This is a genomic window from Kurthia populi (genome assembly GCF_042686175.1).
In the GTDB taxonomy this organism is placed as follows: domain Bacteria; phylum Bacillota; class Bacilli; order Bacillales_A; family Planococcaceae; genus Kurthia; species Kurthia populi.
This window is the reverse complement of sequence record NZ_JBHUOR010000008.1, coordinates 1-26,180: the sequence shown is the minus strand read 5'-3', so window position 1 is coordinate 26,180 and position 26,180 is coordinate 1. Positions and strand designations below refer to the sequence as shown.

Annotated in this window: 30 protein-coding genes; 20 read left to right on the top strand and 10 right to left on the bottom strand. The window is 40.6% G+C overall.

The window, feature by feature from the left end; translation table 11 throughout:
• Positions 1–24 precede the first annotated feature (24 nt).
• The 6 genes from ACFSY7_RS01225 to ACFSY7_RS01200 all read left to right on the top strand — a co-directional run bounded on the left by ACFSY7_RS01225 (position 25) and on the right by ACFSY7_RS01200 (position 5,777).
• Entirely contained in the window at positions 25–888 is an 864-nt protein-coding gene (locus ACFSY7_RS01225; protein ID WP_126989841.1) for a DUF72 domain-containing protein, read from the top strand.
• A gap of 3 nt (positions 889–891) precedes the next feature.
• Positions 892–1,716, top strand: a complete 825-nt coding sequence (locus tag ACFSY7_RS01220) for a sulfite exporter TauE/SafE family protein (protein ID WP_126989840.1) — start codon at positions 892–894, stop codon at positions 1,714–1,716.
• Between the two features lie 15 nt (positions 1,717–1,731).
• The gene (locus ACFSY7_RS01215; protein ID WP_380146523.1) at positions 1,732–3,084 is read left to right on the top strand and encodes a bifunctional metallophosphatase/5'-nucleotidase; all 1,353 of its coding nucleotides are present in this window, start codon (positions 1,732–1,734) and stop codon (positions 3,082–3,084) included.
• Positions 3,085–3,169: 85 nt separating this feature from the next.
• On the top strand, positions 3,170–4,285 hold the full coding sequence (locus tag ACFSY7_RS01210; protein WP_380146522.1) for an HD-GYP domain-containing protein: 1,116 nt from the start codon (positions 3,170–3,172) through the stop codon (positions 4,283–4,285).
• Between the two features lie 176 nt (positions 4,286–4,461).
• Complete coding sequence (gene lipA, locus ACFSY7_RS01205) at positions 4,462–5,394, top strand: lipoyl synthase (protein WP_126989837.1); 933 nt, start codon at positions 4,462–4,464, stop codon at positions 5,392–5,394.
• A gap of 20 nt (positions 5,395–5,414) precedes the next feature.
• Positions 5,415–5,777 (top strand): YutD family protein, encoded by a 363-nt coding sequence (locus tag ACFSY7_RS01200; RefSeq protein ID WP_126989836.1) that lies wholly within the window; start codon positions 5,415–5,417, stop codon positions 5,775–5,777.
• Positions 5,778–5,833: 56 nt separating this feature from the next.
• Here the strand turns inward: ACFSY7_RS01200 and ACFSY7_RS01195 are convergent, their stop codons facing one another.
• The gene (locus tag ACFSY7_RS01195) at positions 5,834–6,097 is read right to left on the bottom strand and encodes a DUF3055 domain-containing protein (RefSeq protein WP_126989835.1); all 264 of its coding nucleotides are present in this window, start codon (positions 6,095–6,097) and stop codon (positions 5,834–5,836) included.
• Between the two features lie 82 nt (positions 6,098–6,179).
• Here ACFSY7_RS01195 and ACFSY7_RS01190 point away from each other — a divergent pair, with 82 nt between their 5' ends.
• Both ACFSY7_RS01190 and ACFSY7_RS01185 read left to right on the top strand, forming a co-directional pair.
• Positions 6,180–6,632, top strand: coding sequence for a DUF86 domain-containing protein (locus ACFSY7_RS01190; RefSeq protein WP_126989834.1), 453 nt, complete (start codon positions 6,180–6,182; stop codon positions 6,630–6,632).
• A complete protein-coding gene (locus tag ACFSY7_RS01185) occupies positions 6,633–7,394 on the top strand; it encodes a TIGR01457 family HAD-type hydrolase (protein ID WP_380146521.1) in 762 nt (253 codons plus the stop codon).
• Positions 7,395–7,442: 48 nt separating this feature from the next.
• Here the strand turns inward: ACFSY7_RS01185 and ACFSY7_RS01180 are convergent, their stop codons facing one another.
• Entirely contained in the window at positions 7,443–7,694 is a 252-nt protein-coding gene (locus ACFSY7_RS01180; protein ID WP_126989832.1) for a YuzB family protein, read from the bottom strand.
• 175 nt (positions 7,695–7,869) lie between these two features.
• Here ACFSY7_RS01180 and ACFSY7_RS01175 point away from each other — a divergent pair, with 175 nt between their 5' ends.
• On the top strand, positions 7,870–8,940 hold the full coding sequence (locus ACFSY7_RS01175; protein WP_139995594.1) for an NAD(P)/FAD-dependent oxidoreductase: 1,071 nt from the start codon (positions 7,870–7,872) through the stop codon (positions 8,938–8,940).
• A gap of 159 nt (positions 8,941–9,099) precedes the next feature.
• Here the strand turns inward: ACFSY7_RS01175 and ACFSY7_RS01170 are convergent, their stop codons facing one another.
• Together ACFSY7_RS01170 and ACFSY7_RS01165 are read right to left on the bottom strand one after the other, a co-directional pair.
• A complete protein-coding gene (locus ACFSY7_RS01170; protein WP_380146520.1) occupies positions 9,100–9,477 on the bottom strand; it encodes an MFS transporter in 378 nt (125 codons plus the stop codon).
• A gap of 114 nt (positions 9,478–9,591) precedes the next feature.
• On the bottom strand, positions 9,592–9,915 hold the full coding sequence (locus ACFSY7_RS01165; RefSeq protein ID WP_380146519.1) for a YuzD family protein: 324 nt from the start codon (positions 9,913–9,915) through the stop codon (positions 9,592–9,594).
• An 80-nt stretch (positions 9,916–9,995) separates the two neighbouring features.
• Between ACFSY7_RS01165 and ACFSY7_RS01160 the strand changes: the two genes are divergently transcribed.
• The gene (locus tag ACFSY7_RS01160; protein ID WP_126989828.1) at positions 9,996–10,217 is read left to right on the top strand and encodes a NifU family protein; all 222 of its coding nucleotides are present in this window, start codon (positions 9,996–9,998) and stop codon (positions 10,215–10,217) included.
• Positions 10,218–10,280: 63 nt separating this feature from the next.
• Here ACFSY7_RS01160 and ACFSY7_RS01155 read toward each other — a convergent pair whose 3' ends face one another.
• On the bottom strand, positions 10,281–10,955 hold the full coding sequence (locus tag ACFSY7_RS01155) for a DUF2225 domain-containing protein (protein ID WP_126989827.1): 675 nt from the start codon (positions 10,953–10,955) through the stop codon (positions 10,281–10,283).
• Positions 10,956–11,088: 133 nt separating this feature from the next.
• On the opposite strand from ACFSY7_RS01155, the gene ACFSY7_RS01150 reads away from it, so the two are divergent.
• From ACFSY7_RS01150 to ACFSY7_RS01130, 5 genes are all read left to right on the top strand, one after another.
• Entirely contained in the window at positions 11,089–11,454 is a 366-nt protein-coding gene (locus tag ACFSY7_RS01150; RefSeq protein ID WP_126989826.1) for a HesB/IscA family protein, read from the top strand.
• 120 nt (positions 11,455–11,574) lie between these two features.
• Positions 11,575–12,780 (top strand): NAD(P)/FAD-dependent oxidoreductase, encoded by a 1,206-nt coding sequence (locus tag ACFSY7_RS01145; protein ID WP_380146518.1) that lies wholly within the window; start codon positions 11,575–11,577, stop codon positions 12,778–12,780.
• Between the two features lie 67 nt (positions 12,781–12,847).
• A complete protein-coding gene (locus tag ACFSY7_RS01140) occupies positions 12,848–13,339 on the top strand; it encodes an NUDIX domain-containing protein (RefSeq protein ID WP_126989824.1) in 492 nt (163 codons plus the stop codon).
• 102 nt (positions 13,340–13,441) lie between these two features.
• Entirely contained in the window at positions 13,442–14,713 is a 1,272-nt protein-coding gene (locus ACFSY7_RS01135) for a hypothetical protein (RefSeq protein WP_380146517.1), read from the top strand.
• Between the two features lie 2 nt (positions 14,714–14,715).
• Positions 14,716–15,279 carry a DUF5366 family protein gene (locus tag ACFSY7_RS01130; protein ID WP_233600520.1) on the top strand — a complete coding sequence of 188 codons (564 nt, stop codon included), beginning with the start codon at positions 14,716–14,718 and terminating at the stop codon, positions 15,277–15,279.
• 137 nt (positions 15,280–15,416) lie between these two features.
• Here ACFSY7_RS01130 and ACFSY7_RS01125 read toward each other — a convergent pair whose 3' ends face one another.
• Entirely contained in the window at positions 15,417–17,279 is a 1,863-nt protein-coding gene (locus ACFSY7_RS01125) for a transglycosylase domain-containing protein (RefSeq protein WP_380146516.1), read from the bottom strand.
• Between the two features lie 171 nt (positions 17,280–17,450).
• Between ACFSY7_RS01125 and ACFSY7_RS01120 the strand changes: the two genes are divergently transcribed.
• On the top strand, positions 17,451–18,038 hold the full coding sequence (locus ACFSY7_RS01120; protein WP_126989821.1) for a peptidylprolyl isomerase: 588 nt from the start codon (positions 17,451–17,453) through the stop codon (positions 18,036–18,038).
• 736 nt (positions 18,039–18,774) lie between these two features.
• Here the strand turns inward: ACFSY7_RS01120 and ACFSY7_RS01115 are convergent.
• The gene (locus tag ACFSY7_RS01115; protein WP_380146515.1) at positions 18,775–19,971 is read right to left on the bottom strand and encodes a MalY/PatB family protein; all 1,197 of its coding nucleotides are present in this window, start codon (positions 19,969–19,971) and stop codon (positions 18,775–18,777) included.
• Between the two features lie 55 nt (positions 19,972–20,026).
• Between ACFSY7_RS01115 and ACFSY7_RS01110 the strand changes: the two genes are divergently transcribed.
• The 3 genes from ACFSY7_RS01110 (at position 20,027) to ACFSY7_RS01100 (ending at position 22,288) form a co-directional block, all read left to right on the top strand.
• On the top strand, positions 20,027–20,278 hold the full coding sequence (locus tag ACFSY7_RS01110) for a DUF1871 family protein (protein ID WP_380146514.1): 252 nt from the start codon (positions 20,027–20,029) through the stop codon (positions 20,276–20,278).
• Positions 20,279–20,486: 208 nt separating this feature from the next.
• Complete coding sequence (gene yugI / locus ACFSY7_RS01105; protein WP_380146513.1) at positions 20,487–20,861, top strand: S1 domain-containing post-transcriptional regulator GSP13; 375 nt, start codon at positions 20,487–20,489, stop codon at positions 20,859–20,861.
• 182 nt (positions 20,862–21,043) lie between these two features.
• Entirely contained in the window at positions 21,044–22,288 is a 1,245-nt protein-coding gene (locus ACFSY7_RS01100) for a Glu/Leu/Phe/Val family dehydrogenase (RefSeq protein WP_380146512.1), read from the top strand.
• 133 nt (positions 22,289–22,421) lie between these two features.
• On the opposite strand, the gene ACFSY7_RS01095 is transcribed toward ACFSY7_RS01100, so the two are convergent.
• From ACFSY7_RS01095 to ACFSY7_RS01085, 3 genes are all read right to left on the bottom strand, one after another.
• Positions 22,422–23,123, bottom strand: a complete 702-nt coding sequence (locus ACFSY7_RS01095) for a metallophosphoesterase family protein (RefSeq protein WP_380146511.1) — start codon at positions 23,121–23,123, stop codon at positions 22,422–22,424.
• Between the two features lie 72 nt (positions 23,124–23,195).
• Positions 23,196–24,203, bottom strand: coding sequence for a cation diffusion facilitator family transporter (locus tag ACFSY7_RS01090; protein WP_380146510.1), 1,008 nt, complete (start codon positions 24,201–24,203; stop codon positions 23,196–23,198).
• A 14-nt stretch (positions 24,204–24,217) separates the two neighbouring features.
• Positions 24,218–24,937 (bottom strand): MgtC/SapB family protein, encoded by a 720-nt coding sequence (locus tag ACFSY7_RS01085; protein WP_380146509.1) that lies wholly within the window; start codon positions 24,935–24,937, stop codon positions 24,218–24,220.
• Positions 24,938–25,055: 118 nt separating this feature from the next.
• On the opposite strand from ACFSY7_RS01085, the gene ACFSY7_RS01080 reads away from it, so the two are divergent.
• Positions 25,056–25,946, top strand: coding sequence for a DMT family transporter (locus tag ACFSY7_RS01080; RefSeq protein WP_380146508.1), 891 nt, complete (start codon positions 25,056–25,058; stop codon positions 25,944–25,946).
• The last annotated feature ends 234 nt before the right edge of the window (positions 25,947–26,180 follow it).

Genomic DNA, 26,180 nt, shown 5'->3' with positions numbered 1-26,180 from the left:
TAACAGAAATGGAGGCGGAGTAGGATGATTTATGTAGGCTTAACAGGCTGGGGAGACCATCCAGATGTCTATAGTGAAACGACTTCTGCACGCGATCGATTATTCGATTACAGTGGTCATTTTCCAGTGGTCGAGGTAGATACGTCTTTTTATGCGATTCCATCAGAGAAAAATGTCTTGAAATGGATTGATGAAACACCCGATCAATTTAAATTTATCGTCAAAGGCTATCGTGGTATGACCGGTCATTTACGTGGTGAAAAGGATGCGTATTTTGATACGAAGGCAGACATGTTTGAAGCGTTTAGAAAAGCTATCGAGCCGTTTCAACGTGCTGGAAAACTTGCGGCGGTGTTGATGCAGTTTCCACCATGGTTTGATTGTCAGTTTAAAAACGTCCAATATTTGCGCTACGTGAAACAGGAGCTTGGCGATTTTCCGGTCGCCATTGAGTTTCGAAATCGCACATGGTATACCGAACAATATGTAGATGGCACGATGAATTTATTACGTGAGTTAAAATTTATTCATACTGTATGTGACGAGCCACAGGCAGGAGAGGGCTCCGTGCCATTGCTGTCAATTGCGACGACGGATACGGCCTTTGTGCGTATTCATGGGCGCAATGTCCATGGTTGGCTTCAAAATGGTCGTAGTCAGGAAGATTGGCGTAAAGTACGCTGTCTCTACAATTATAACGACGAGGAATTACGCGAAATTGCGGTGCATATTCAGCGATTAGCGAAAACAACGCGCCATGTCTATGTCGCTTTTAATAATAATTCAGGCAACGATGCGGCGCATAATGCGAAAGAGCTACTTGAGATTTTAAATATCCATTATGATCATCTTGCACCGAAGCAACTGGATTTATTTGAAGGGGATTAGGAAATGACAGCAGCACTATTGATTATTATCTTTGCGATTTTTTCAGGCATTGTCGGCGCACTTGTCGGACTTGGCGGTGGTATTATTTTAGTACCGGCACTACTCTATTTTGGTATTTCACAAGGCCTAATGAGCGATTTGACGCCACAGCGCATCGTTGGTTTATCCGTGGTGATGATGATTTTTACAGGTCTTTCATCGACGCTTGCCTATATGAAATCAAAAACAGTCGACTATAAAAGCGGCTTTATTTTCTTTATCGGTAGTATCCCAGGGGTTATGCTGGGGGCTGCGGTGAACCGCGTGATGGATGTACCATCATTTGAGCTGTATTTTGGTATTTTAATGATTATTCTGTCGATTATTTTAATCGTCCGAGATCGTTTAAAGCCTGTCAATTGGTTTGTGGAGCATGGCACAAAGCGCACCATCACTGATTCAGACGGGCATACATACACTTATGGCTATCCAATTTGGTTTGCGATTTTAGCGTCGTTCATCATTAGTTTTGCCTCTGGTTTATTTGGCATTGGTGGCGGTTCGATGATCGTGCCGATGATGTTAATTTTATTTTTATTCCCTGCACATGTGGCCGTCGCAACATCGATGTTTTTAGTGTTTTTAACATCCATCGTCAATTCAGGCGCACACTGGTATTTCGACCATATTCCATGGCATTACGTCATACCGGTCGTCATTGGAGCAATGATTGGCGGTAAGTTAGGAGCGGAGCTAAACAAGCGTCTCAACTCAAAAACCGTCGTTCTGTGCTTACGTGTCATGCTCCTATTAATGGGGATTCGCTCGATTGTGTCGAGCATATTATAGAGAGGTGAGTGGACCTTGGAAACAATTCATATTTATCATACGAATGATGTGCATAGCCATCTTGATTCATGGCCACGCACACGAAGTTATTTACAAGAGCGTCGCGCGTTCCATGAACAACATGACGAAGCCTGCTTAATAGTAGATATTGGCGATTTTATTGATCGCTCGAATATTTTTACAGAAGCAACACTCGGAAAGTCAAGTATTACGCTACTTAACGAAGCGAATTATGATGCTGTTACTATCGGCAATAATGAGGGAATCACGCTCGCAAAAGAAGCGCTGAATCAACTATATACTGAAGCAAAATTCAATGTTATCGTCAATAATTTAAAAGAGCCCGACGGAAAAATGCCAACATGGGTAGAACCTTATCATGTGTATACACTCGCATCTGGTACAAAGCTTGGTGTTGTTGCGGCAACAGCTCCTTTTCCAGATTACTATAATAATCTAGGCTGGAAAATTGAGGACCCTTTTACACGTCTACATGAATCGATTGCACAGGCGCGCAAGGAAGCTGACATTATTATTTGTTTGTCGCATCTTGGCTTACATTCAGATGAGCGCCTTGCAGAGCAGGAGCGCGATGTGACGCTTATTTTTGGCTCTCACACGCATCACGTATTAGAGCATGGCAAATACATCAACCAAACGTTACTCACGGGAGGCGGCAAATATGGCCGTTACATCGGGCATTCGATTATTCATTATGATGGAATGGTTCAGCGAGTAGAAACGGAATTAATTGATACGACGACTCTTCCACCCGAGCGAGGAGAGCATCGCGAGGTAGCGGCACAACAACGCTACGGTGAGGAGCTTTTAGACGTAGAAGTATTTGAAACGACACGCTTTTATAATAAGGAATGGTACCACTACTCGAAGCTATCTCATTTCTTTGCGGAGGCACTACTTGATTTCTCGGGTGCAGATTGTGCATTCTTTAATGCGGGCATTTTTTTAACAGATATGAAAAAGGGGCCTGTGACGGCGCTTGATATTCACCGTATGCTACCACATCCAATCAATGCCTGTATTTTTGAATTAAACGAGGCACAGCTACGCGATATTTTAGCTATTATCGAGCGCGCGGAGGAATGGCCAAGGCGTGAGCTGCGTGGCTTAGGATTCCGAGGAACTGTTGTTGGTAAAATGCTGACGTATCATTTTAAACAGCAAGACGGGCATATTCTTGTGAACGATAAAATACTAGCGCCAGGTGAAACAGTGAAAGTTGCGACGCTCGATATGTTTACATTTGGCTGGTTTTTCCCAGCGTTAAAAGCATTGCCAAAAACATATTTACTACCACAATTTTTACGTGATATTCTTACAATTTATGGTCATAAGCACTTTGTATAATCAATTTTTTAGAAAATTAGATATTTTTATTATGATTCATAGTATATAATATATATATGATTACAAAGTAAATGAGGACAAAAGTATGAGGCTTATATCAACGAAAGTGCTACAAGAAGAGATGGTTATCGCCAAAACGATTTGGAATGAAGCAGGTATGCCGCTACTACAAGAAGGTGTCCATGTGACAAATCGAATTATTCAACGATTGCAGCAATTAAACGTTCAATATGTCTACATCGATGATAAAATTTCTAAAAACATCGAGGTGGCAGAAGCCATTCCACCGAAGATTCGTAATGCCGCAGTCAATAAAATTGAAAACTCTTTTAAAACGCTAAAACGTTTAAAAGGAACTGATATTACGTATTGTTTAGAAAAAAGTTCAAAAGATTTTAAGGCTATTATTAATAGCTTAATGGACAGCATTTTTGACAATGAAGAATTATTAACGGTCTTAAGTGATGCCTTTATTTATGATGAATATATTTATCAGCATTCTTTGCAAGTTACCATCTATACGATTTCGATTGCACATGAAATGAAATACAATGCCGAGGAAGTGCGTCAAATCGGTATTGGTGCGATGTTGCATGATATCGGTAAGATGTTGATTCCACAAGAAACTTTACAAAAACCAGGCCGTTTAACGAATGAAGAGTATGACACGATGAAGATGCATACACAGTATGGCTTTGATATGCTACGCAATCTGCATACCATTTCATTATTATCGGCGCATTGTGCCTTTCAGCATCATGAGCGCTTAGATGGTAGTGGTTATCCACGTGGGTTAGTGGATTTTGAAATTCACCCATACGCCAAAATTATTGCTGTAGCTGACGTATTTGATGCGGTCACCTCTAATCGCGTTTATCGTAATAAATTGCTACCGTCTGAAGGTCTCGCCATTATTAATGAAGGGTCAGGAACGCTATACGACCAAATGGTTGTCGAAGCATTTAATCGTGTGATTGCGGCTTATCCAAATGGTACTGTTTTACTTTTAAGTAATGGCAGTCGTGGCATTGTATCAAAGCAAAATGCCAGCAATACAATGCGTCCGAAATTGCGTATTTTTGAAGAACATGGCAAGCTTGTCAAAGCAACATATGAGCTAGATCTAGCTAGTAGTGAGCTCGATATCCTAAACGTAGAACCAGATTATTTAGAAGAAAAAGGGACCGTATATATGACGTAAAAAGAAAACGACAAGGCAGCGTAACAAATAGGCCTTGTCGTTTTCTTTTTATCTTTTTGACATGGACAAATTTCACTGTTTGAAATTTCCTAATTTACTGTATTATTAACAAAAAATGTGTTAGAGTGACAGGTGGGGACGTCATTTAATACACATTTATGAGGAGTTGAAGTTCTATGTCATCATGTAAACCGACATCGAAAGACGATAAACGACAACACGTCCGCAAACCGGATTGGTTAAAAATTAACATTAAGGCGAATAAGCAGTACAAGGAATTAAAGACCTTAATGCGTGAGAAAAACTTGCACACTGTATGTGAAGAAGCAAGATGCCCAAACATCCACGAATGTTGGGGAGAGCGCCGCACAGCAACCTTTATGATTTTAGGCTCTGTTTGTACGCGCGCCTGTCGTTTTTGCGCGGTTAAAACTGGTTTGCCAACTGAACTCGATTTAGCGGAACCAGAACGCGTAGCAGACTCCGTTGTATTAATGAATTTAAAGCACGTCGTTATAACAGTAGTAGCCCGTGATGACTTGAAGGACGGGGGCGCGAGTGTACTGGCTGAAACAGTGCGCGCTATTCGTCGTAAAAGTCCACAAACTTCAATTGAAGTGCTACCATCTGATATGGCCGGCGTGAAGGAAAACATTCAAATCCTAATGGATGCGAAACCAGATATTTTAAATCACAATATCGAAACAGTTCGCCGTCTGACTCCGAGAGTTCGAGCGAAAGCAAAATATGATCGTTCACTTGAATTTTTACGTCGTTCAAAAGAAATGCAACCTGACATTCCTACAAAGTCATCTCTTATGGTAGGATTAGGGGAGACGGAAGAAGAAATTCTCGAAGTAATGGATGATTTACGTGCTAACGATGTAGATATCATGACGATTGGTCAATATTTACAGCCGACGAAAAAGCACTTACCTGTCCAAAAATACTACGCACCAATCGAATTTGGTCGCTTACGTAAAATTGCGATGGAAAAAGGCTTTAAACACTGTGAAGCGGGTCCACTCGTTCGTAGTAGTTACCATGCAGATGAGCAGGTAAATGCGGCGACGAAAGAACGCCAAATGCAGGCTGAGGCGGGTATGTAAATCACCTAGGAGGGTGAAAAATGATTGTTGCGGATCAATATGAATATGAGGTCGTGCAAGATTATCGCAACGCCTTTAATGAGGAAGATTTTAAAGGTCGCTATGCCGACATTTTATCAAAATACGATTATATCGTAGGGGATTGGGGCTACGGTCAATTGCGCTTGAAGGGTTTCTATGAAGAGCGAAACCAAAAAGCTACATTCGATACGAAGATTAGCACATTAGAAGATTACCTATATGAATATTGCAATTTTGGTTGTGCTTATTTTATCGTTCGAAAAATCGGCAAAATTGTACCGCCAGCACCGGATAAAGAAGTTACAGAACAAGTGACGGAACCAGTGCAAGAGTTACAGGAAGCAACGCCTGAACAGGGTTGATTTCTATAGCTCAACAAAAAAACGGGCATCGCAAATCGCGACGTCCGTTTTTTTGTTTACACTAATTCATGTAAGTATTCACGTAGCTCCTGTGCCTCGTCAGCAGGACGGTTGTAAACGTGCTCTAAGTATCCAGGTTCATCTAAATCGTCAGAGCCGATAATCGCAAACTTACTCATTTGCATATCCATGACGATGATTTTACCGTAAAAACGAGTGCTTTGCATGATGGCTAAATCGTAGCGCTGACTTTCACCTGTAAAGCTAACAAAGCGTGTTTGTGTATCTTCAAGGTCATCATATAAGAAAAATCTATCCATGTTTAATTCTCCTTCCGGTGTTAAAGATATGGTACTATAGGGAAGGAAAGACTATCAACTTTTTTCAATTGGAGGAATTGCTGTGTATTTTATCGACAGTAAAAAAATCACAAAAAATTTAGCATATATGGATGACATCACTGCGGTATTTGAGTCGCGTGAAAACTGGTTAGAAGATGCGGTTTCAAAGCTTGCTTTAGAACGTATCGCCAACGTATATATTGAAGCAATTATTGACATCGGTAACACGATGATTGACGGCTTTATTATGCGTGACCCAGGTAGTTACGAAGATATTATTGATATTTTAGTGGATGAAAAAGCCGTACCAGCAGAATATGATGCTGATTTAAAATTACTCTTAACATTACGCCGCGTATTAGTACGCGATATTTTAGAAGTAGACGATGCTGAAGTATTACGTGTCCTAACAGCAGTTGTACCAACAATCAAAAAACTACGTGCTGCCATTGAAGCCTTTGTTGCGAAAGAAATGGGTACGGTTGTGACAGCATTTATTCCTGAGGAAGACTAGATGAAAGCTTATAAAGCCTATTGTTTTGACTTAGATGGTACTGTTTACCGCGGTGCAGCGGCGATTCCAGAAGCGGTGGCGTTTATTCACCATCTACAAGCACAAGGAATCGAACCATTCTATGTCACAAACAATGCGAAATATACGCAACTAGATATTCAGAAAAAGCTCGCAGCAATGGACCTTGCTGTACCAGAAGCGCGCATTATGACGTCATCGATTGCGACAGCGAAATATATCGCCAAGCACTATCAGGGTCAAAGCGTAAAAGTGCTCGGTCAACAAGGCTTACAACAGGCAATTGCCGCAGAGGGCATTCCCGTTGTGACGGAAAATCCGGACATCGTTGCACAGGGACTCACAATGAATATTTCATACGAAGCACTAGAAGATGTGTGTTATGACATTCAACATGGGGCGAAGCATATTGCGACAAATGGCGATATTAAACTGCCAAAAGAGCAAGGCTTTGCACCAGGAAATGGCTCATTTGTTCAACTTGTGCAAAACGTTACGGGTGTCGAACCGCTTTATATCGGCAAGCCAGCACCACATATGCTTGAAATCATTCGCGATAGCTTTGGCTTTGAAAAAGAGGATATGCTGATGATTGGTGATAATTATGATACCGATATTTTAGTAGGCATTGCGTATGGCATCGATACGGTGCATGTTGACACTGGTGTGACACGTCAAGAGACGGTCAAAGCGAAGTCCGCACAGCCAACGTACTATGTAAAAACTTTAGCAGATTGGCTATAACCAATTAAAAAAACGGGTACATGTGTCATAGCATGTACCCGTTTTTTATTAAAATTCAGACGCCGAAAACATCGGATTATTATTGATAGCGGTATAAATATTTTTCAGTAATTCTTCTGGTGTGGCGCCTTCTACAACATCACCTTCGACCACTGCATATAATGACTCTGAGCAACGGGTACAAAAGCTAAGGCAGCCATACTCTAGTACTTCTACATTTGGATCTTTTTCGAGTGCTTCATAGACGGATTGCGCACCCATTGCTAGATTACTTACACAAAATTCTACTAATGGATTCAAGTTTGTCACCTCTAATAGTGAATCCTACTATAGATTTATGCGCGGCGTCAACGAAACGAAATTAAATTGTGAAAGTTATCACAAAGATATTGTGAAAAGTATCACAATCATTTATACTCGTAAAGGATAGAAAAAGCTTGTAACTAAATTGTCACATAAAAAAGGAGAATCCCTGATGAAAAACTTAGTATTATTAGGCGGCGGTTACGGTAATATGCGCGTATTATTACGCCTACTTCCGAACAACCTTCCCCAAGACGTTCAGATTACATTAGTAGACCGCGCCCCATACCACAGTTTAAAAACAGAATTTTATGCACTTGCCGCAGGTACAACACCAGAAAGTCATATTCGTGTACAATTCCCTGACCACGAACGCTTAAAAGTTGTCTACGGTGAAGTGACAAAAATTGACCGCGCAAACAATGCTGTTGTTTTCGCAGATGGTCAAGAATTAAACTATGATGATCTTGTCATTGGCTTAGGGTGTGAAGATAACTACCACAACGTACCTGGTGCAGAAGAGTTCACCTACTCAATTCAAACAATGGCAAAATCACGTATCGCTTACGATAAAATTAGTGCATTACCAGCAGGAGCAACGGTTGCTGTAGTAGGTGCTGGTTTATCAGGTATTGAATTAGCTTCTGAATTACGCGAAAGCCGTTCAGACTTAAAAATTAAATTATTCGACCGAGGCGCACGTATTTTAAAAGACTTCCCAGAACGACTTAGCCGCTACGTACAAAAATGGTTTGATAAAAACGATGTAGATGTCGTAGCAGAATCGGATATTACAAAAGTAGAGCAAGGTGCACTTTATAACCATGAAGACCGCATCGAAGCGGACCTAATTGTCTGGACAGCAGGGATTCGTCCAGTATCAGTAGCTCGCGAAGTTGATGGCGTTGAAATGGAACGTGGTCGCATTAAAATTACACCACATTATCATTTACCAGTAGATGAGCATGTATTCGTTGTTGGCGACTGTGCCCATTCTTCAGTAGGTGGACCAAGTGCACAATTAGCCGAAGAACAAGGCGACCGCATTGCGATCGTTCTTCAAAAACGTTGGAAAGGTGAAACGCTACCAGCAGAACTTTCACCAATCAAACTAAAAGGCTTCATGGGTGCATTAGGTAAAAAACAAGGTTTCGTAAACTTAGGCGATGCAACGGTAACAGGTCGCGTAGCACGTATGATGAAATCTGGTTTACTATGGATGTACAAAAACCAAAACGGCTAATCCGTATTGTGTTGCAATAAAAAAAGGCTTTAACATACATGTAAAAGCAACCGCTCCTATGAGCATAAGAAAAACCGGAATCGCGCTATGGCGCGGTTCCGGTTTTTCGTTGTGAACGCTAAAAAATAAAAGTGACGTGTTCTGTCCCAGTGTCTTTCTTTAGTTTAATTCTGTTTGAATCGGTTCTTTTAGTGGTTCTAGAGGCGCTGGGCGATCCCAAGTACCTTGTTTTACAAGGACGTCTTTATCGCGGAACGCAAGGACAACAAACAGCATATTCATAACAAGTAATACAATGACGGCAATCATCGCTGGTGTGTAGCTACCAGTGAAATCAAGTACATAGCCGTATCCAGGCAGTGCAACGATAGATGCAACAGCTAAACCAACAGAAACACTTGAATAAATGCGGCTATAATCACGTGTACCAAATAATGCCGTCGTTAAGGCAGGTGCAAGTGTCGTAATCGAAGCGGAAATGAAGCCAAAGAATACGCCACCGACTAGGATAAGCGGTGTTGTCGTTGGGAATAGCATAAATAATAAAATCGCAATAATGCCAATTTTATGTCCTTTTTTTCTGCTTTATGTTTACTTTTTCTTTTAAAATAAAAAACTACCACAGTCAATACTGTGGTAGTTCTAAATCTCCTAAGCGTGGAACCCTAATTTTTCAAGCTCTTTGTAAATTGGTTTTAATTGAATATAGCCTTCTCCAACTACTTCATCGTTAATTAAAATAAGTGGATAGAAAAACTCATCTTCTTGAACGCGTGTAGCCCAGTCTTTATGGCGTTCATTCTCAATTGGTTGTTCGATATCAATGTAATTGATAGCGTAGGCTTGTCCGGGATATTTACGATCAATTGCTGCTTGTAACCATTCATAGGTATCTTTTGAAGAAGGTGCATTCACACAACTAGCGCATTGTACGTCTGCTCCAAAAATCTCAATTTTAATTGGTTCATTCGTCATTTCTTTAACCTCCGTGTTTCTTTAATGGATTTTTTAGCTTATAGACATTATAATGATTTTAGAGAGAGGAGTCGATACGAATGTTAGATCAAGTACAAGAAGTTCTAGATAAATTACGTCCCTTCCTATTACGCGACGGCGGCGACTGTGAATTAGTAGATGTAGAAGATGGTGTTGTAAAATTACGCTTACTAGGTGCATGCGGCAGCTGCCCAAGTTCTACAATTACACTAAAAGCAGGTATTGAACGCGCACTTTTAGAAGAAGTACCAGGCGTAGTTGAAGTAGAGCAAGTATTCTAATACACAATGAATGACGATATATGAAGGAGGAAGTATTCGTAATTTACGAATACTTCCTCTTTTTTATTGCACTTGACGCATATCGTTCCAGGCGTCTTTTGCCATATCAATAATTTTTATTTCATTGGATGTACGCTGTTGTTCGATGACAATCGAGAAATAGCGAATCGCTTTTTCTCGTTCATCAAGGCGACGTGATAATTCAGCCGCTAAATATGCGACGCGTACTTCAGACATGCCGCTATTGACATAATCACCTGTAGAAAACGCTTCTATGTATTGGTCGCGCGCAATGCGGATAAAGCGTAGCTCCGCATCATGCTGTTTGAGTGAGCGATAAATCCATGCACAGCGAAGGGCAAGTCCTGCGAGTGTGATATGTTTTTCCTTTTTAATTTGCCCTGAAACGAGCGCGAGCTGATAGGCTTGTAGTGCTTGCTGCGGAGAACGTTCACCAGAAAAATCATGATGGACCCACTTATTGCTAATTTGCTGTTGTAATACTTCAGAAGTGCCGGGCATAAAATAGGTGCTAAAATCATCTGTAAATGCAAAGCCGCAATGCTCGCATACATAAGCATTATAAAAATAACCATGTACATCATTTTCATAAACTGGACGAAAATCGGCATCTGTTGACGCAATTTTCAGCATTTTCATGCGAATCTTTGTCGTATTAAATTTCTTTTTACAATGAATGCAATCAACCTGCTTTGTATAATAGGGGGATAGGTCCATTTTTAGGCCTCATTTCTTATGTTTAGTTATAGGTCTATTATATCATTAAAGTAAAAAAAAGAAATGAGTTCAACTATTTTACGACTGCTAGGAAAATTGATATGATAATACTATAGAGAAAGCAGGTGTAAATATGACAAAACACGTAGTAGACATTACAGAAGCAGCTGTTTTCCATATTAACGAAATGATGGAAAACAACGAAGAAGAAAACGCATTTTTACGCGTTTCCGTAAAAGGCGGCGGTTGCAGTGGTTTAACGTATGCAATGGGCTTTGATACAGAAGTATCACCAGAGGATGAGGCTTACGAAGAGTTTGGTTTAAATATTGTTGTCGCAAAACAAGATATTCCAATTTTAAACGGTACAGTAATCGACTTTAAACAATCGCTAATGGGCGGCGGTTTTACAATCGACAATCCAAATGCAATCGCAGCATGTGGCTGTGGTTCTTCATTCCGTACAGCAAAAAATGCTGGTACACCAGGAAACTGCTAAGAACGAATCCAAGACTTTGTGCAGCACTGTGCAAAGTCTTTTTTATTCCCTTTTTTTGGGCATTTGGCAATTGTTCATGGTATGGTAATAGTAAATACTTTTTAAAGGTGGGTTCATGTGATGGGAAAAACGAAGATTGTCGTTGTTGGCGCAGGCTATGGTGGTCTAGCAACGGCTGTGACATTGCAGCGTAAAGTGAATGCAGACAATGTGTCGATTACATTAATTAATAAAAATGATTATCACTATGAAACGACGTGGTTACATGAAGCAGCAGCTGGCGTGATTTCAGCGAATGATGTGTGCTATGAAATCGAGCCACTTTTAAAAGATTCAGCGACTTTTGTACAAGCAACGGTGGAAGCATTAGATGTGGATAGCAAGCAAGTCCTCACAACGAATGGTGTATTTAATTATGATTACTTAGTTGTTGGTTTAGGGTTTGAAGTACAGGATTACGGTATTCCGGGGATTAAAGAGCATGCCCAGTCGATTTCAAATGCCTTATCTGCATCAAAAATTTGGACGCATATTAATGCACAATTTGCAATGTATGAAAAAGAGCAAAGCCCTGAATATGCGACCATTGTTGTAGGTGGAGCAGGCTTTACGGGCATTGAATTTATCGGCTCACTCGTTGATCAATTACCAAAGCTTGCACAAGCCTATCATATTCCACAAGAGGCGCTTCGTGTCATTTGTGCTGAAGCGGATACGAGCATTTTACCTGGCTTCTCAGAATCACTTTCTCTGTATGCGAAACAGCAGCTAGAAGCACGCGGCGTTGAATTTTTAACACAAACGGCTGTAATTGGCGTAACCGATAAGGCAGTAACCGTGCGTGGACCACAGGGTGAAGAAGCGATTGCGGCATCGACGCTTGTGTGGACGGCAGGTGTGAAAGGCTCCGCTGTAATTGAGCAGTCCTCTATTCCGTCAACAGGTGGCCGCGTGCAAGTATTACCAACATTAAACGTAGCAGATTACCCAGAAGTATTTGTTGTCGGGGATTCGGCCATTGTTACAGACCGCTATCATCAAAAGCCGTACCCACCGACAGCGCAAATCGCCATGCAACAAGGCGAAGCGATTGCGAATAATTTACAGCATCTGCTTGAGGATGAGCCATTGACGCCGTTTATGCCAAATTTAAAAGGTTCTGTCTGCTCACTAGGCAGCGGCGATGGCGTAGCGCTTGTGAAGGAGCGCGAATATACAGGACGTAAAGCGGCTGTTTTAAAGAAAATGATTGATAATCATGCACTTTTCTTAGTAGGGGGACCAGGTCTCATTGCGAAGAAGGGGAAATTTAATATCTTTAAGTAGCTAAAATTTTCTTTTTTGCGTATTTCTTCGTACAATAAAGTAGTGAATTGTCAGGAGGGAATCGCCAATGGATAATAATGAACGCAGTCGTGTTTGGCTTGGAGTCGCAGGGTTAGTGGAAAATGAACTTGGCGAATGGCTCGTTGTCATGAAGCGCTACGGGGGCTTAGATGGCAAATGGTCGCTTCCGGCAGGCTTTGTAAAACCGGGCGAAACGGTTGATGAAGCGTGTCAGCGCGAATTAAAAGAAGAAACGAATGTGCATGCATCGATGCAAGGGTTTTTAGGATTTCGTACAGGGGTGTTGCAGTATGATATTAGCGATAATTTGGCTGTATTTTATTTAACGGCACATACCGCAGAGCAAAATTTAAAGGCGCAGCTAGATGAGCTATACGAAGTGCGCTGGATGTCACCTGAGGAATTAGGACAAGATGACCGCACATCGTTAATGATTCTAGAGCTACTTGATTTAAAACTACAAGCAAAACCCATTAAACTCGACGAGCTTGAGGATGATAATGTGTTTGGTTATACAGCGTATAAATTATTTTTCTAATAACAAAAAAGCGAGATGGACGGCTAGTGGCTGTTGTCTCGTTTTTTGCATTCATGCGACTATCGGCATGGTATACTAGAAGCGTTAAAATGAGGTGATGGAATGAATTATCGACTTGAGCAACAACAACAGATGGGGGACGTTACGATTATCGGCGTTTCACGTCATCAGCATACCGTTTCAGGATGGGCTGACTTTTCAGCCTCACTGTCAGTGCCAATGGATGAGTGGATGAAGACAGGAGATATTCAACTGAAAAAAGGCGCCTTAACTGTTCTTCCAACAGCGACAGGACGTATTTTATGTGTGGGACTTGATCACCGCAAGCAGCTAAGTGAAGCGGATATCGATACGATATTTGAGGCGGTCGGCGCGCTCATGATCGAACGTAAATGGTCGTGTGCAAATGTGATGCTTGAAACGTTTTTTATGCCACAATTTTCAAAACAAATGGTAGCAAGTCATATACTATCCGCCATTCGTTATGGCAGTTATACACCCTATGGCTATCAAACTTCGTCAAATGAAGCCGATGTATCGATAGATGAGCTAATTTTTATTACAGACGAACGACTTGAGCTAGCAGACGCACATCGCGAAAGTGAGCAATTAGCTGTATGGCGTGCTTATGAAGACGAACCAGTCAATGTGCTAACAGCAGCGCATATAGAGGAGCGTATTATTGCGTATTGTCATGATGCTGAGTTAGCGTGTCAGGTGTTAACGCTTCAGGATTTAGAAGCGCTTGGTTTTAGCGCGGCGCTCATGGCCTACGAAGAAGATGTGCGCGTTTTACTCGTCAATACGACACTTGAGGCACAGCATGCGGTTGTCGGGGCTTTTGCAGTCGGCGATACGATGCCGCTTTTTAGTAGTGTAGAAGCGGTCGTCACTGCACAAGTAATGGGTGTTTTTGCGATTGGCACCTTAAAGGCAACGTTGCCGAATAAGCATGTCATTACAACGATGATTGGGAAAACGATTGAGCTAGCGGAAGGTGCATTAGCGAGTGATTTGGCACTTGTCGATGTGTTAGCCTTTGCGGCAACACAGCATGTGCAGTCGGTAACAACGGTCTCGACTTTAAGTGAAGAGGGCCAGCTTGTCTTTGGGGATACGGGTTCCATTGCGTATACGAATGGACGCATGAAAGCACCGGAAGCAGATTTAGTTGTCCAAGCAGCCATGCCAAAGCCAAGTGCATTAGCAGATGCTCTACTAAAACGCTATACAAAAGGTCGTGTTATGCAACGTGCAGCACTGTATCGGTTATTCGCGCCAGCGCTATGGGTTCATTTAGAATTGCCTCATCATGCAAGAAAGCAGCAGGTCCAGCTAGGACAGTTGCTACGAAATTTAATTAAAGAGGACTAGATATGATTAAAAACCCTTATTTATATAGTTATTTACCATTGATTACGATCATTTTATTTAGCTTAACTTTTGGGCTATTTAGTGTGAATGAAGCCATTATATTATTCCGGAAAATCGGTGTGTACGGGGGCATGCATGAGTTTTTATCAGATGTGCAAATGCGCATGCTCTTATTAATTGTCTTTTCGACGCTTTATTTTATGGTTTTTTCTGCACTTAAATTAATTGGCGAAACAATTCATAATGTCGGCATGCTTTTTTTCACAAAAGACTCGATTGATAGTGCCATCACAAAAGTTCGCGGAGGGAGTGTCATTTTCTTCTTCGGCTCATTGGCATCGGTCGTTGGCTTGACGAGTGTATATATTTTAGTCGCTATTTTTATTGCGAGTGCCTTTATTTATTTTATATACGTTACATACAAAATGAGTGATGTCATTTCGTTTGGTGCAGTGCTAGGTGTGATGTTATTTGAGATTGTCATGTGGGCAGTCATTTTAACATTATTAGCGTATGCGATTTTCAAACTATACAACGGCATCGTATCGAGCTTACCATTTAATTGAAAAAGAGACTGGGACAAAACACGTCATTTTCCTTTTTAATATTCGCAACGAAAAACCGGAACCGCACCACCGCGCGATTCCGGTTTTTTTATGCACATAGAAGATGTTGTTTTTACACGTATGTCAAAGCCTCTTTTTTATGGTCTCATAATAGAAGAGAAAATATGCTGTTGAATCTTGGCGTTTTCAAGTGCCTGCATACTGCGCGGTGTGTCATAGCCAATCCAGACGGCTGATGTATAGCGGTCTGTTAAGCCGGCTGTCCAAAGGTCAAAAAAGTTATTCGTCGTACCTGTTTTCGCACCGATATAGCTTGCACCGGGCACGGAAATTGCTGTACCTGTACCAGAGGCGACCGTTGCCTGCATTAATGCACGTATTGTTTCGGCAGTAGATGCAGCCCATACTTCTTTTTTCTTGTCAGGCCATGTGTAAAGCGTCTGACCATCACGTGATTTCACACTGCGAATGGCATGAGAACGATAATATTCACCATTATCAAAGCTTGTATACGCATCGGCTAATTCGGCCGTTGTGACACCATACTCGAAACCACCAAGAGCAGATGTATAGCGGCGGTCCGATTCTGTCACAGAGCGGAAATCAAATTGATTAAGTGCACGGAATGCCGTAGCAAGACCGACATTATCAAAGAGACGAATAGCTACGGTATTATAGCTATATTTAAAACCTGTCTCTAGTGACATATCCCTCACTGTGACACCGTCTTTATTTTCTGGGCAGTAATTTTTATGACAGAAAGGCGCTCCACTAACTGTTGAATCAGGCGTTGCACGGAATTTTTCGATATACGGTGCATAGTCTAAAATAGGTTTAATCGCAGAACCAGGCTGACGAACAGCTTGGTAGGCACGGTTAAATTCATAGCGCTTAAAGTTTTTACCACCATAGACGCTCACAACCTCACGTGTAGCATTATCAATGACGACACTCGCTGCCTGCAAGTCTTTATGGCCATTTATGAGACTATTAATCGATGCGGTATCGCGTACTTGCTTCGTTTGATCAAGCGCTGTCTCAATAATTAAGCCCTTATTTCGAAGCTTCGTAACATGTTTTTTCAATTCTTTATTAATACGTGCTCGCTGTTGAGATGTTTTAGCGGCATCTAATCGTTTTTGATAGCCATCTCGCTCCGCAACAAGCCATGTTAACTCATTCATCACATAAGAGCTATAAGCAGGGTGATTTTGTTTTTTCTTTTTAATTGATAAATGGATATCTTCTTTTTTCCAAATCGCCACCTGTTGCTTCGAGGCGATATTTTTTTCGACCATTTTATTCAATAAGCGTTTTTGTCGCTTTTTTGTGTTATCAAAATTTGTTAGCGGATTATAGAGGCTTGGATTATTAGGAATAGCTGCTAGAAAGGCCATTTGTGCGCGTGATAATTTATTAAGTGGCTTATCAAAATAATACGAAGCCGCTGCTGATACACCGTAAACGCCATTAGAGAAATACATTTCATTTAAATAGCTATTTAAAATTTCCTCTTTTGATGATTTACGCTCTAGCTCATAAGCATAAAAAATCTCAAGCATTTTTCGCTCGTATGTTTTTTCTTGTGTTAAGTAGCGCATACGCACAAGCTGCTGCGTAATGGTACTACCACCTTGTGAGGCGGCACCACTGGAGTTATTCACCATAAAGGCACGAGCGATTGCTGCCATATCAAAGCCGATATGGTCGTAGAAGCTAGCGTCCTCACTATAAATAAAGAGGTTTTGCATAAATTCAGGAATATCCGCTAATTTTACAGGCTCGCGCCAATCCGTATATTCTTCAGAAAAAATCGTACCATTTCGGTCTTTTAAAATGGTTGGAACTACATTCGTAGTAGGGTCTGTAATCTGTACAGCATTATCAAACTGCTCACTAAATGCACGACTGGATTTTAGCTCAAGACCAATTTTTTGGAATAGCACAACAAGCAGGGCGATACTCGCAATAATGACGAATGAACCAAATGCTTTTTTCACGAGAAACCTCCCTAGACTAGATTAAAATACTCATTAAAAGAATAGCACAAATTTCCTGGTTGTCATGCAAATTTATCGAAAATCCAATGAATTCGTAGCTTACAACTGAAATTGTCCGCTATGTATGTTAGACTATGAGCGTAAAATATTTCTGACATAAGGAGCGATACGATGTATCCACAATTAACACCAGAAGTTCAAGAAAACGAAATTAAAGTGGTTATGGACACAACAATGGGTCCAATCACTTTCAAGCTATTCCCTGAGAAAGCACCAAAAACAGTTGAAAACTTTGTAACACATGCGAAAAACGGTTACTACGATGGCATCATCTTCCACCGTATTATCGATTCATTCATGATTCAAGGTGGCGACCCAACCGGTACAGGTATGGGCGGCGAATCAATCTGGGGTTCTTCATTCGAAGATGAATTCGATCCAGAATTATTCAACATGCGTGGCGCACTTTCAATGGCGAATGCAGGTCCGAACACAAATGGTTCTCAATTCTTCATCGTACAAGCACCAAAAGTTGATAACTCTTTCATTAAACAAATGGAAGTACGCAACTGGCCAAAAGAGCTTATCGATGGTTACAAAAACAACGGTGGTACACCTTGGTTAGACGGTAAACATACTGTATTCGGTCAAGTAATCGAAGGCATGGATGTTATCGATGCAATGGCTAAAGTTGAAAAAGGTTTCCAAGACAAACCAAAAGAAGATATCAAAATCAACACAATCACTGTAGAAGATTAATTTGCCACTACAATAAAACGCCGCATCTCCACTTGGAGATGCGGTGTTTTTTTAATGTATTAAAAATTATTTTTATGTGGCAACGTCGATCCGTTCACGTCCTGAAAGAAGAAGTTCGGTTAAGAGCGCCGCGTCCATGCGGCAACACCGAACTATGCCCATCCAACGAAGGAAGATCGACTAAGAACGCCACGTCCTGTGGCAACGTCGATCCGTTCACGTTCTGAAGAGGAAGTTCGGTTAAGAACGCCGCGTCCATGCGGCAACACCGAACTATGCCCATCCAACGAAGGAAGATCGACTAAGAACGCCACGTCCTGTGGCAACGTCGATCCGTTCACGTCCTGAAAGAGGAAGTTCGGTTAAGAGCGCCGCGTCCATGCGGCAACACCGAACTATGCCCATCCTTGGGCATAAAAAAAACCACCGACCGGCAAGTCAGTGGGAAAAGATGCATTTGAGATTGAATTTCACATGGCAAGTGTATTCTTTAGCAAATACTTTTTATTAAAACGGTAATTACACTATACACGTAGTTTTAAATAATAAAAATATGCCATTTATCGTATTTTTGTTGATTTAAAATCATATTTTTGTCAATAAAATACTTGGAGAAATAAAAAGAAACGTGTATAAAAGAGACCAATTCTTTATACACGTCCTTATAGATGGTGCTTTTTTAGTTTAATGTACTTAAAAATGTATAGTGTAGAAAAAATAAGAAAGAGCTAGTTAATTATGCTGTAAAGACAGCCTTAATACGTGAAATGCCTTGTTCTAGAGTTTCTTTAGGACATGCGATATTAATGCGTAAAAAGCCTTTGCCATATTCACCGTATTTTGTGCCGGGATCTAATGCGACACCAGCATCTAATAAGCGATTCATGACATCTTTTTCATCTAAATTTGTTGCGCGGTAATCCAACCACATTAAATACGTCGCATCATTTTCATGGATGCGTAAGCCATCAACTGCATTTAATTGTTCAGCTGTATAACGGATATTCGCACGTAAATAATCTTTTAGCTCTGCTAACCAATTAGCACCTTCCTTGCTAAAAGCACCTTCAATTGCGGCAATAGCAAAAATATTTAAGCCACCTTGTGCATGACTTTGCATTGTCTTTTGCAAGGTTTGACGTTTTTGCGCGTCTGGCACAAACATCATCGCTGCATGAATACCTGCAATATTAAACGTTTTCGTTGGCGCAAATAATGTAATGACATTTTCAGGATGCGCCGTGATTTTTAGAAGTGGTGTGTGGGTACCCGTTAGCACAAGGTCGCTATGGATTTCATCGGATAATAATAGTACGCCATGCTTCGCACAAAGCGCATCGATTTGACGCAGTGCCGTCTCATCCCATGTAAAGCCAATTGGATTATGTGGATGGCATAAAATAAAGAGTGTCACCTGTTCAGGTGCTAAGGCAGCCTCAAGTTTATCGAAATTTAACGTATAGATACCATTTGATTCATCTAGTGGACAAAAAGCGACCTCACGCGCTAATTGCTTTGGTGAATTGAAAAAGGGTGGGTAAATCGGTGCCGTCATTAATACAGTGTCCGCTTCACTTGTGAATGCTTCCACAACAGAGGCAATCGCAGGAACAACCCCTTGGTGATACAGTACCCAGCTCGAATCAATAATTGTATCATGCTGCGACTTCAGCCAATTTGTTGTGGCAGTCGTGCAGGCTTCACCTTCAAATGAATAGCCATAAACGGGATTATCGAGGCGTTTTTGAATCGCTTGTGTGATGCTTTTTGGTGCGGCAAAATCCATATCTGCTACCCACATTGGAATGATGCCATCGACATTATCGCGTCCGTAGACGAGTTTTAATTTGTCCCATTTTAATGAATCCGTTTGTTGACGTGTGTAAACTTTATCGAATAAACTCATTGCTTTTAGCCCCATTTCTTTTTGCATTAGTTGATTTTATGCTATTATATCGAGTATTAATGGAAATAGATAGGTGGAAGCAATGGACAATATAGACATACAGCGAGAAGCGGAGCATATGTTAGCAGAATGGAATGCTTTAAAGCTAGAGGATGACCAAGCAGTAAAATTGTTTGAAGCCTTGCAAGAAACGTTTGACCCGTCTGCTTTAGGAAATCAAATTCAGCGCATTTATGAAACGTCTTCTCAAATGTGGTTACCAATTGAAGAATGCATCGATACCGCCCGCAAATTAATTGTGCTAAAATTAGCGGCTTTGTTGAAGAGTAAATAAAAAAAGGACTCCTACTAATATAGTAGAAGTTCTTTTTTATATGATTCAAATCTCAAAAATGCTGTGATTTCGTATATTTAAAGATATTTGAAAATTTAAAAAAGATATTTTCAGAAATAATCGAGAACTTTTGAAGCACCAATTCGTCTATGCTATAATGACAATGGATATATAAAAGAACAAGGGCAGTTTGGAAAGTAGGATGACGATGTCTAACAAGTATAAGGTTGGCGATATTGTTTCAGGCAAAGTCACTGGTATTCAGCCTTATGGTGCTTTCGTTGCATTAGATGCTAACACGCAAGGTTTAGTTCATATTTCTGAAATTACTTACGGCTTTGTAAAAAGCATTACAGACCATTTAAACGTCGGCGACATTGTTCGCGTGAAGATTTTAGATATTGCGGATAATGACGAAAAAATTAGTCTGTCACTGCGCGCTTTACAGGCAAAACCGATAAAGCGAAAAGAACAATTGCCACGCAAATCACTACAAGACCGAGTGGACGAAAAAGACTCGGTTGGCTTTAATTCATTAAAAGAAAAGCTCGGTGAATGGATTGAAGAATCCGGTTTAAACTAAGCAGTTTTTCGATTGAAAAAGAGTTGTCTCATAATGGGGCAACTCTTTTTTTAATTGTTTTGTAAGCGTTTTAAAAAAGATAGATGAAAAAAGTAGAAATAGTCGGCATGAGTGAGTGTTCTGTGTTACAATATGGGCGATATTGGTAATCTAATACTTAGTAAAGAGGCGAGGAATGTATAATGGCAGAAAATCTGAATCTATTTACATCTACACAAACGATTATTAAAGAAGCATTGCAAAAATTAGGTTATGATGAGGCGATGTATGAGCTTTTAAAAGAGCCATTACGCATGCTACAAGTCCGCATTCCTGTTCGTATGGATGATGGTACTGTAACGGTATTTACAGGTTACCGCGCACAACATAATGATGCTGTTGGCCCCACAAAAGGTGGCGTTCGTTTCCACCCGAATGTAACAGAAGAAGAAGTTAAGGCATTATCGATGTGGATGACATTAAAAGCAGGAATTGTCGATTTACCATATGGTGGTGGTAAAGGTGGCGTTGTCTGTGACCCACGTCAAATGTCAATGGGCGAGCTTGAGCGCCTAAGCCGTGGTTACGTTCGTGCAACAAGCCAAATCGTTGGTCCAACAAAAGATATTCCAGCGCCAGATGTTTTCACAAATGCACAAATTATGGCATGGATGATGGATGAATATAGCCGCATGGATGAATTTAACTCTCCAGGCTTCATTACAGGGAAGCCAATCGTACTTGGTGGCTCGCAAGGCCGTGACCGTGCGACTGCCCAAGGTGTAACCATCGTCATTGAGCAAGCAGCAAAACGTCGTGACCTAGAAATCAAAGGTGCACGCGTTGTGATTCAAGGTTTCGGGAATGCGGGTAGCTTCTTAGCGAAGTTTATGAATGATCTAGGTGCAAAAGTAGTCGGCATTTCAGATGCAAACGGTGCATTATACGACCCAGAAGGCTTAGATATTGATTACTTACTTGATCGTCGTGATAGTTTCGGTACGGTAACAAACCTATTCGAAAATACGATTACAAATGAAGAACTACTAGAACTTGAATGTGATATTTTAGTGCCAGCTGCGATTGAAAATCAAATCACAGCAGAAAATGCACATAATATTAAAGCAAATATCGTTGTCGAAGCGGCAAATGGCCCAACGACATCAGAAGCAACAAAAATCTTGACAGAACGTGGCGTTCTACTTGTGCCAGACGTATTAGCATCTGCTGGTGGTGTAACGGTATCTTACTTTGAGTGGGTACAAAATAATCAAGGCTACTACTGGACAGAAGAAGAAGTAAACGAAAAACTATACAAAAAAATGGTCGAAGCATTCGATAATATTTACAATGTGGCCGTATCACGAAAAATTGACATGCGCTTAGCAGCCTATATGGTCGGCGTACGTAAAACAGCTGAAGCATCACGCTTCCGTGGCTGGGTATAATAAAAAGAGGCTTTGACACATCTATGAGCATAAGAAAAACCGGAATCGCGCGGTGGCGCGGTTCCGGTTTTTCGTTGTGAACGCTAAAAAGGAACATGATGTGTTTTGTCTCAGTCTCTTTTTTAAGGCGAACTTATCCCTTAGCATTAATAGATACAATTTCTCTAGTTGGTAAGACAAGACAATGTAGTGCACCGCCAAAGACTGCGCCACCATCAAGGCCAATAATATTGTTATCACCAAAATAGACGGCGAAATTACCTCGTTCTTTATGAAGACGTGGTGTAGGCGTATGACCAAACACCACCGTTTTTTTGCCTCGATAATTGTCGTGAAATTCTTGGCGAATCCATAACAGACGATGTTTTGGCGTAATGCTAAGCGGCACCTCTGGATCGACGCCGCCATGGACAAAAATATAGTCGTCACGCTCGACATACGTTTCAAGTGAGCGAATCCATTCTAAATCTTCTTCAATTTCAGCTGTCACAAACGATTCAGGTGACATACTATGCTCGATATCCTCTGTAACAAAACCGTAGCTTTTAAGTGTTGCGACACCACCAGCCGTATGAAGCCAGTGTAGCCAGCTTTCGGTAGAACGATTTTTAAAGGCCTCATACATAATTTGCTCATGATTACCAGAAAGACAAATAGCACCTGCTTGTTGTAATTGCTTCATAAAGGCAATCACTCCTTTTGAATCAGGACCTCGGTCAATATAATCACCAAGAAAAATCAGCTCATCCTGCGATGAATCATACTTTACTTTTTTTACTAATGCTTGAACCATTGCTAGTTCTCCGTGAATATCTCCAACTACTAATGTACGCATCCAGTCAGCTCCTCGCTCCATAAAAAAAGAATTGTCCCGTAGAACAATTCTTTTGTAGCAATAAAAGAATTGCTATTTTGATGATAAATTGGCATTCTCTGTTTTTAACGTTTCCGGTCGTTCACCGATATGACTCCAGTTTGTAACACCGTCATCTTCGTCAAAATAAATTGTAGCACGACTAACACCTTTTTGTACTAATAGCAGTTTCATTAAATTGTCTCGAACATCATCGGCAAAAGCCACTGTCACAGTCGGATCGATTTCAGCCATTAATTCAACATGTAAGGATTCACCTTCTTTAATAACCTCTAGACGACGAATATCTTTTATATGTGGATTATCGGATACAAGATAAGCAATATGATTTAACATTTCTTCATCTGTTTCACCAATTGCACCACGCGCATTTTCCAAAAAGACTGTCCCGACAACGAAGAACATCATACAGCCGATAATAATTGATACAATCCCTTCAATCTGATTAAACGGTGTGTAATGCGCAATGAGTACGGCGATAAAGGCTAAGACATTCCCAAGCGTTGCTACCGTATCTTCCATAAAGACAAGCTTTGTTGCAGGCTTAGCACGTCCGAGATTTTTCAGTGCGGATATAAATGTTGCAAGTCCTTTAGCCTCTACACTTGCCTCGTGATTAATTTCTTTACAAGCTTTAAATAATACCGTTCCTTCTAATAGGATACCTAGTGCTAAAACACTTAGTACAATCCAAACACCTGTAGAAGTCGTCGGATGTAAAATATGATGCCAGCCTTCTAAAATTGTTTCATATGCTAAAATCCCAACGATAATAACAGCAAATAAACAAACAAGATTAATAACCCGACCAAAGCCAGTGGGAAATTTTCGAGTTGGCGCTTTTTTTGAGAGGGCGGAGCCAATGAAAACAAAGAATTGATTGGCGGCGTCACCTAGTGAGTGCATCATTTCAGCGAACATCGCTACATTTCCTGTGAAAACATAAGCAACCCCTTTAATAATGCCTAAAATTAAATTAACAAACCCTGCTAGAAGCGATGGTTTATTACCTTGCTTTAAAAGTGAGAAAAATTCACCCATTATAAAATCCTCCTCTATGATAGAAGTTCAATTTCTACTGTTTCAACACAATCAAGTTTACGGATTTTCCGGTACATTGATAGTGCGTCCTCCTCTGGTAACGAGGATAGCTGTAAATGAATAACATGCTTCAAAACGAAGTCCGCATGGATATCCTTAATATTGAGTTGCTCAATGGTAAAATGGTTTAATTTTAAATAATCAAGCACGGTATCCATATCCTCTATTTGTAACACAACAATCTTTAGTGAAGCCTCTTTACGCCGCAATAGAGCGGGCCCTAAACGAAAGAAGAGTGGTGCTACAACTTCCACACCAAGTAAAATAATGAAAACGGCAATAAGAGCAGGGATATAGAAGCCGGCACCTACAGCAATTCCAATACCAGCCGCGCCCCAAATCATTGCTGCTGTTGTAAGGCCTGTAATGCTATCATTTGTACGATGCAAAATAACCCCAGCACCGAGAAAACCGATACCACTAACAATTTGTGCCGCTAAACGTAGCGGGTCCATTGTAATATTGATGCCTGGAACGGGTGTTGCACGTAGCGCCGATTCCATTGAAATGATCGTCAATAAACAGCTAAATGTTGCGATAACAAGACTAGTTTTCAACCCAACAGGCTTGCCTTTTAATTCCCGTTCTACACCGATGATTAAACTTAATGTCGCAGCAATCAGCATTTTTATACTAGCCTCTCGTAATAAACTATAATCTGTCAGCCACTCCATCGGATTTCCCCCTTTTAAATAATATTGTCAGTTCATCTGTTTAATGAGAAAATAGGTTATTGCTTCATTGTACATTAGTTAAGTGGAGTATTTAACCAATTTTTCAAGGAGTAAGAAAATGCATCCATACTTCGCAATTATTATAGGTGTTTTATCGGTTGCCGCCTCTGCGATTTTTGTGAAATTAGCAAGTGCAGAAGCAGGAGCCATCGCTTTTTATCGAATGTTCTTTTCGGTGTTACTAATGTTGCCATTATTTTGGCTAAAGTACCGACAGGAACTACGCATCATCAATTGGAAACAGTGGGGGATTATGACGTTATCCGGTATTTTTCTCGCCTTCCATTTCATTTTGTGGTTTGAATCCTTAAACTACACATCTGTTGCAAGCTCAACTGTACTTGTGACATTGCAGCCCTTATTTGCAATCGTTGGGACCTATCTTTTATTTAAAGAAAAAATAACAGCTAAAACCATTATTGCCGCATGTATCGCTATTTTTGGTAGTGTGTTGCTTGCTTGGGGAGATGTGCAACTAGGTGGCACAGCATTATTTGGCGATCTTTTAGCATTGCTTGCATGTGCCCTCATTTCTTTCTATATGTTATGCGGGCAAAGTGTGCGTCAAAACATTTCATCTACTACGTATACGATCAATGTCTATGCGATTAGTACCGTTGTGTTAGCCATTTATATGTTAGGAAAAGGGGAAAGTTTTGGCCCTTATCCGGCAATGGACTGGCTGTGGTTTCTTCTATTAGCTATTGTTCCCAATTTGTTAGGGCATAATCTATTTAACTGGGCATTAAAATATGTTTCTGCAAATGCGATTTCAATTGCTATTTTATTTGAACCAGTAGGAGCTTCTATATTGGCATACTTTATTTTCAGTGAATATTTACATTCATCACAGATAATAGGTGGCATCATTGTTTTGGTAGGGATTATCTTCTATACAACCGATGAAAAGAAAATAAAAAAATATTTTAGAAAAACTATTGACGAATAATAGTTCTATGGTTTATAGTATTACTTGTCATTAAGACGGCTTATAAAACTTTATAAAAGTAGCGATTAAAAAGTTCTTGCTTTTTGAAAGTTATCGTGGTAAAGTAATAAAGTCGTCAGCAAGACGTACAAATGAACCTTGAAAACTGAACAAGCAAGATGTAATCACAATAAATTCGGTTCAATTGAATCGAAAAAATGTTATCAAGCAAGATAACGCTAGCAAAGCAAATGA

Bases quoted from the DNA above. Each gene is read 5' to 3' on its own strand.
- ACFSY7_RS01225 (WP_126989841.1), top strand. From the start codon at position 25: ATGATTTATGTAGGCTTAACAGGCTGGGGAGACCATCCAGATGTCTAT.
- ACFSY7_RS01220 (WP_126989840.1), top strand. From the start codon at position 892: ATGACAGCAGCACTATTGATTATTATCTTTGCGATTTTTTCAGGCATT.
- ACFSY7_RS01210 (WP_380146522.1), top strand. From the start codon at position 3,170: ATGAGGCTTATATCAACGAAAGTGCTACAAGAAGAGATGGTTATCGCC.
- lipA (WP_126989837.1), top strand. From the start codon at position 4,462: ATGTCATCATGTAAACCGACATCGAAAGACGATAAACGACAACACGTC.
- ACFSY7_RS01200 (WP_126989836.1), top strand. From the start codon at position 5,415: ATGATTGTTGCGGATCAATATGAATATGAGGTCGTGCAAGATTATCGC.
- ACFSY7_RS01195 (WP_126989835.1), bottom strand. From the start codon at position 6,097: ATGGATAGATTTTTCTTATATGATGACCTTGAAGATACACAAACACGC.
- ACFSY7_RS01185 (WP_380146521.1), top strand. From the start codon at position 6,633: ATGAAAGCTTATAAAGCCTATTGTTTTGACTTAGATGGTACTGTTTAC.
- ACFSY7_RS01175 (WP_139995594.1), top strand. From the start codon at position 7,870: ATGAAAAACTTAGTATTATTAGGCGGCGGTTACGGTAATATGCGCGTA.
- ACFSY7_RS01170 (WP_380146520.1), bottom strand. From the start codon at position 9,477: ATGCTATTCCCAACGACAACACCGCTTATCCTAGTCGGTGGCGTATTC.
- ACFSY7_RS01165 (WP_380146519.1), bottom strand. From the start codon at position 9,915: ATGACGAATGAACCAATTAAAATTGAGATTTTTGGAGCAGACGTACAA.
- ACFSY7_RS01160 (WP_126989828.1), top strand. From the start codon at position 9,996: ATGTTAGATCAAGTACAAGAAGTTCTAGATAAATTACGTCCCTTCCTA.
- ACFSY7_RS01155 (WP_126989827.1), bottom strand. From the start codon at position 10,955: ATGGACCTATCCCCCTATTATACAAAGCAGGTTGATTGCATTCATTGT.
- ACFSY7_RS01150 (WP_126989826.1), top strand. From the start codon at position 11,089: ATGACAAAACACGTAGTAGACATTACAGAAGCAGCTGTTTTCCATATT.
- ACFSY7_RS01145 (WP_380146518.1), top strand. From the start codon at position 11,575: ATGGGAAAAACGAAGATTGTCGTTGTTGGCGCAGGCTATGGTGGTCTA.
- ACFSY7_RS01140 (WP_126989824.1), top strand. From the start codon at position 12,848: ATGGATAATAATGAACGCAGTCGTGTTTGGCTTGGAGTCGCAGGGTTA.
- ACFSY7_RS01135 (WP_380146517.1), top strand. From the start codon at position 13,442: ATGAATTATCGACTTGAGCAACAACAACAGATGGGGGACGTTACGATT.
- ACFSY7_RS01130 (WP_233600520.1), top strand. From the start codon at position 14,716: ATGATTAAAAACCCTTATTTATATAGTTATTTACCATTGATTACGATC.
- ACFSY7_RS01120 (WP_126989821.1), top strand. From the start codon at position 17,451: ATGTATCCACAATTAACACCAGAAGTTCAAGAAAACGAAATTAAAGTG.
- ACFSY7_RS01115 (WP_380146515.1), bottom strand. From the start codon at position 19,971: ATGCAAAAAGAAATGGGGCTAAAAGCAATGAGTTTATTCGATAAAGTT.
- ACFSY7_RS01110 (WP_380146514.1), top strand. From the start codon at position 20,027: ATGGACAATATAGACATACAGCGAGAAGCGGAGCATATGTTAGCAGAA.
- yugI (WP_380146513.1), top strand. From the start codon at position 20,487: ATGTCTAACAAGTATAAGGTTGGCGATATTGTTTCAGGCAAAGTCACT.
- ACFSY7_RS01100 (WP_380146512.1), top strand. From the start codon at position 21,044: ATGGCAGAAAATCTGAATCTATTTACATCTACACAAACGATTATTAAA.
- ACFSY7_RS01095 (WP_380146511.1), bottom strand. From the start codon at position 23,123: ATGCGTACATTAGTAGTTGGAGATATTCACGGAGAACTAGCAATGGTT.
- ACFSY7_RS01090 (WP_380146510.1), bottom strand. From the start codon at position 24,203: ATGGGTGAATTTTTCTCACTTTTAAAGCAAGGTAATAAACCATCGCTT.
- ACFSY7_RS01085 (WP_380146509.1), bottom strand. From the start codon at position 24,937: ATGGAGTGGCTGACAGATTATAGTTTATTACGAGAGGCTAGTATAAAA.
- ACFSY7_RS01080 (WP_380146508.1), top strand. From the start codon at position 25,056: ATGCATCCATACTTCGCAATTATTATAGGTGTTTTATCGGTTGCCGCC.